Here is a 5531-nt window from a genome sequence, read left to right on the forward strand (position 1 = left end):
CAAAAAAAGCCCCCAACACTCATGTGTCGGGGGGCTTTTTGGAATAGAGAGCTGACGATGACCTACTCTCACATGGCCGGAGCCACACTACCATTGGCGCGACGATGTTTCACTTCTGAGTTCGGGAAGGGATCAGGTGGTGCCATCGTGCTATTGTCGTCAGCAAAGGGGGTTAGATATGAGTCTGTTGTTTTGTATGACTTATCACACTACTTGACTGAATCAAGAATAATAGGTGATATCGATATAATGCTTACCATTCTATAAATAACCATTGTGCGTTTTGTCTGTTAAGGGACCTTCAAGTAATTGAAGGTGCGTAACAGACGCATAATTGTCACTCTATAGATAGCTACAAACCACTTGGGTGTTGTATGGTCAAGCCAAACGAGCAATTAGTACAGGTTAGCTACACGCATCGCTGCGCTTCCACACCCTGCCTATCAACGTCCTAGTCTTGAACGGCTCTTTAGGGAAATCTAATCTTGAGGTGGGCTTCCCGCTTAGATGCTTTCAGCGGTTATCCCATCCGAACGTAGCTACCGGGCAATGCCATTGGCATGACAACCCGAACACCAGTGGTTCGTCCACTCTGGTCCTCTCGTACTAGGAGCAGATCCTCTCAAATTTCCAACGCCCACGGTAGATAGGGACCGAACTGTCTCACGACGTTCTAAACCCAGCTCGCGTACCTCTTTAAATGGCGAACAGCCATACCCTTAGGACCTGCTTCAGCCCTAGGATGAGATGAGCCGACATCGAGGTGCCAAACACCGCCGTCGATATGAACTCTTGGGCGGTATCAGCCTGTTATCCCCAGAGTACCTTTTATCCGTTGAGCGATGGCCCTTCCATACAGAACCACCGGATCACTAAGACCTACTTTCGTACCTGCTCGACTTGTGGGTCTCGCAGTTAAGCGCGCTTTTGCCTTTATACTCTATGAACGATTTCCGACCGTTCTGAGCGCACCTTCGTACTCCTCCGTTACTCTTTAGGAGGAGACCGCCCCAGTCAAACTACCCACCATACATTGTCCTCGGTATTGTTATACCTGAGTTAGAACCCCAACATGACCAGGGTGGTATTTCAAGATTGGCTCCACCAAGACTAGCGTCTCGGCTTCAAAGCCTCCCACCTATCCTGCACAAGTCAGGTCAAAGTTCAATGTAAAGCTGTAGTAAAGGTTCACGGGGTCTTTCCGTCTAGCCGCGGGTACACAGCATCTTCACTGCGATTTCGATTTCACTGAGTCTCTGCTGGAGACAGCGCTGCCATCATTATGTCATTCGTGCAGGTCGGAACTTACCCGACAAGGAATTTCGCTACCTTAGGACCGTTATAGTTACGGCCGCCGTTTACTGGGGCTTCGATCAAGACCTTCGCTTACGCTAAGCCCATCAATTAACCTTCCAGCACCGGGCAGACATCACACCCTATACGTCCACTTTCGTGTTTGCAGAGTGCTGTGTTTTTAATAAACAGTTGCAGCAGCCTGGTATCTGCGACTGCCAACAGCTCAAGGAGCAAGTCCTATCACCATCAACAGCGTACCTTCTCCCGAAGTTACGGTACCATTTTGCCTAGTTCCTTCAGCAGAGTTCTCTCAAGCGCCTTGGTATTCTCTACCTGATCACCTGTGTCGGTTTAGGGTACGATTCGTTTATGACTATCGCTTAGAAGCTTTTCCTGGAAGCCTGGTATTTGCCACTTCGTCCTACAAGTAGGACTTGCTATCAGATCTCAGTATATAATAGCCCGGATTTACCTAAGCTATAAACCTACATCCTTTCACCTAGATAACCATCACTAGGCTGACATAACCTTCTCCGTCCCTCCATCGCATCATAAACAAGTATCGGAATATTAACCGATTTCCCATCGACTACGCCTTTCGGCCTCGCCTTAGGGGTCGACTCACCCAGCCCCGATTAACGTTGGACTGGAACCCTTGATCTTCCGGCGTGGATGCTTTTCACACCCATTATCGTTACTCACGTCAGCATTCGCTCTTGTGATACCTCCAGCACACTTTACAATGCACCTTCTCAGGCTTACACAACGCTCCCCTACCACTTGAAAACAAATTCAAATCCGCAGCTTCGGCTCCTAGTTTGAGCCCCGTTACATCTTCCGCGCGGGCCGACTCGACTAGTGAGCTATTACGCTTTCTTTAAAGGATGGCTGCTTCTAAGCCAACCTCCTAGCTGTCTATGCCTTCCCACCTCGTTTCCCACTTAACTAGGAATTTGGGGCCTTAGCTGGCGGTCTGGGTTGTTTCCCTCTCCACAATGGACGTTAGCACCCACTGTGTGTCTCCCGGATATCACTCATCGGTATTCGGAGTTTGCATCGGTTTGGTAAGTCGGTATGACCCCCTAGCCGAAACAGTGCTCTACCCCCAATGGTGTTCGTCCGAGGCGCTACCTAAATAGCTTTCGGGGAGAACCAGCTATCACCGAGTTTGATTAGCCTTTCACCCCTATCCACAAGTCATCCCCTGGCTTTTCAACGACAGTGGGTTCGGTCCTCCGGTGCCTGTTACGGCACTTTCAACCTGCTCATGGATAGATCACTCGGTTTCGGGTCTATACCCTGCAACTCATCGCCCTATTAAGACTCGGTTTCCCTACGGCTCCCCAAAACGGTTAACCTCGCTACAGAATATAAGTCGCTGACCCATTATACAAAAGGTACGCGGTCACCCAACAAGTGGGCTCCCACTGCTTGTACGCACACGGTTTCAGGTTCTATTTCACTCCCCTCACAGGGGTTCTTTTCGCCTTTCCCTCACGGTACTGGTTCACTATCGGTCAGTCAGGAGTATTTAGCCTTGGAGGATGGTCCCCCCATCTTCAAACAGGATTTCTCGTGTCCCGCTCTACTTAATATGTCAATGCTAGAATTTAAAATACGGGGCTATCACCCACTATGGCCAGCTTTCCCACACTGTTCTTCTATTCTAGTATCAATCGGCTTCTCCCCGTTCGCTCGCCGCTACTTGGGGAATCTCATTTGATGTCTTTTCCTAAGGGTACTGAGATGTTTCACTTCCCCTCGTTCGCCTCCTAATAAATTAGGATACCTACCTTATGGTAAGTGGGTTTCCCCATTCAGAAATCTCCGGATCACAGGATATTGCCGCCTCCCCGAAGCTTATCGCAGGCTGTCACGTCTTTCATCGCCTCAGACTGCCAAGCATCCACCATGTGCGCTTAATTACTTGACCATACAACCCCAAAGGTCTATTAGTTTCGCAATTATAACGATATCACCTATGTTTACGCTTGATTCAGTTCTCTTTACTTTTTTAATAATCAACCCCTGGGATAACAACTGATGTCGTTAAGAGGTCGATTATTAAGGTTAACGACAACACGTGAACATGTTGTTGTTAACCCAGACTCATATCTATGTTTTTAAATAGTTTCTATCTTCTCGTCGAATGATAGATTTCCGTATAAAACAGAAAGAAGTAATCAGTATCTTATCTGTGCTAGTTAGATAAGTGAATCACTTGTTTCTATTTATACCTATCGCATCGCTGTTTACTGATGGTGGAGCCAAACGGAGTCGAACCGTTGACCTCCTGCGTGCAAGGCAGGCGCTCTACCAACTGAGCTATGGCCCCATGTGTAAGTGGTAGGCCTGGGCAGACTTGAACTGCCGACCCCCGCGTTATCAACACGGTGCTCTAACCAGCTGAGCTACAGGCCTGTACGAGGCATATACCTCTAACTAGTAAACTAGCTTAAACTAAAGAACAACTTGTTGTGAATTCTTGCCAAGTGAATGCCGTCTATAAGGAGGTGATCCAGCCGCAGGTTCCCCTACGGCTACCTTGTTACGACTTCACCCCAGTCATCAACCACACCGTGGTGATCGCCGTCCTAAAAGGTTCGGCTAACCACTTCTGGTGCAATCAACTCCCATGGTGTGACGGGCGGTGTGTACAAGGCCCGGGAACGTATTCACCGCGGCATTCTGATCCGCGATTACTAGCGATTCCTACTTCATGGAGTCGAGTTGCAGACTCCAATCTGGACTACGATAGGCTTTTTGAGATTCGCATCACATCGCTGTGTAGCTGCCCTCTGTACCTACCATTGTAGCACGTGTGTAGCCCTGGTCGTAAGGGCCATGATGACTTGACGTCGTCCCCGCCTTCCTCCAGTTTGTCACTGGCAGTATCCTTAGAGTTCCCGGCCAAACCGCTGGTAACTAAGGAAAAGGGTTGCGCTCGTTGCGGGACTTAACCCAACATCTCACGACACGAGCTGACGACAGCCATGCAGCACCTGTATTCTAATTCCCGAAGGCACTCCCGCATCTCTGCAGGATTCTAGATATGTCAAGACCAGGTAAGGTTCTTCGCGTTGCATCGAATTAAACCACATGCTCCACCGCTTGTGCGGGCCCCCGTCAATTCATTTGAGTTTTAACCTTGCGGCCGTACTCCCCAGGCGGTCTACTTATTGCGTTAGCTGCGTCACTAAGTCCTCAAGGGACCCAACGACTAGTAGACATCGTTTACGGCGTGGACTACCAGGGTATCTAATCCTGTTTGCTACCCACGCTTTCGAGCCTCAGTGTCAGTATGATGCCAGGAAGCTGCCTTCGCCATCGGTATTCCTTCAGATCTCTACGCATTTCACCGCTACACCTGAAATTCTACTTCCCTCTCACCTACTCTAGCTTAACAGTATCAGATGCAGTTCCCAGGTTAAGCCCGGGGATTTCACATCTGACTTATCAAGCCACCTACGCTCGCTTTACGCCCAGTAATTCCGATTAACGCTTGCACCCTCTGTATTACCGCGGCTGCTGGCACAGAGTTAGCCGGTGCTTATTCTGCAGCTAATGTCATCGTCCGTGGGTATTAACCACGGAGTCTTCTTCACTGCTTAAAGTGCTTTACAACCAAAAGGCCTTCTTCACACACGCGGCATGGCTGGATCAGGGTTGCCCCCATTGTCCAATATTCCCCACTGCTGCCTCCCGTAGGAGTCCGGGCCGTGTCTCAGTCCCGGTGTGGCTGATCATCCTCTCAGACCAGCTACAGATCGTCGCCATGGTAGGCCTTTACCCCACCATCTAGCTAATCCGACTTAGGCTCATCTAATAGCGAGAGCAACAAGTTGCCCCCTTTCTCCCGTAGGTCGTATGCGGTATTAATTCGAGTTTCCCCGAGCTATCCCCCACTACTAGGTAGATTCCTAAGTGTTACTCACCCGTCCGCCGCTCGACGCCTACCAGCAAGCTGGTATCGTTTCCGCTCGACTTGCATGTGTTAAGCCTGCCGCCAGCGTTCAATCTGAGCCATGATCAAACTCTTCAGTTTAATCTTGCTTGAAGTCTTCACTATAAATAGTAAGACGACTTCTAATCTTGGCTCATCTAATCTGGCAATTACGCTCTTCGTATATGTTCGTAATGAATTAACTTTGAGTTTTTTTGCTGATTAAATGATAATTTTTATAGTTAGAACTGACCCCGAAACGAAGTCAAAACCAACTTTATTTTTAGCATTC

Annotated in this window: 2 tRNA genes and 3 rRNA genes; all 5 read right to left on the minus strand. The window is 48.9% G+C overall.

The window, feature by feature from the left end:
• Nucleotides 1-49 precede the first annotated feature (49 nt).
• The 5 genes from rrf to PENNN9_RS11655 all read right to left on the minus strand — a co-directional run bounded on the left by rrf (nucleotide 50) and on the right by PENNN9_RS11655 (nucleotide 5341).
• A 5S ribosomal RNA gene (gene rrf, locus PENNN9_RS11635) occupies nucleotides 50-164 on the minus strand.
• Between the two features lie 210 nt (nucleotides 165-374).
• A 23S ribosomal RNA gene (locus tag PENNN9_RS11640) occupies nucleotides 375-3229 on the minus strand.
• Between the two features lie 326 nt (nucleotides 3230-3555).
• Nucleotides 3556-3631: transfer RNA gene (locus tag PENNN9_RS11645), tRNA-Ala, on the minus strand.
• Nucleotides 3632-3640: 9 nt separating this feature from the next.
• A tRNA-Ile gene (locus PENNN9_RS11650) sits at nucleotides 3641-3717 on the minus strand.
• Between the two features lie 85 nt (nucleotides 3718-3802).
• A 16S ribosomal RNA gene (locus PENNN9_RS11655) occupies nucleotides 3803-5341 on the minus strand.
• The 16S, 23S and 5S rRNA genes sit together here with 2 tRNA genes alongside, the layout of an rRNA operon.
• Between the last annotated feature and the right edge of the window lie 190 nt (nucleotides 5342-5531).

This window comes from Psychrobacter sp. ENNN9_III (assembly GCF_001462175.1).
In the GTDB taxonomy this organism is placed as follows: domain Bacteria; phylum Pseudomonadota; class Gammaproteobacteria; order Pseudomonadales; family Moraxellaceae; genus Psychrobacter.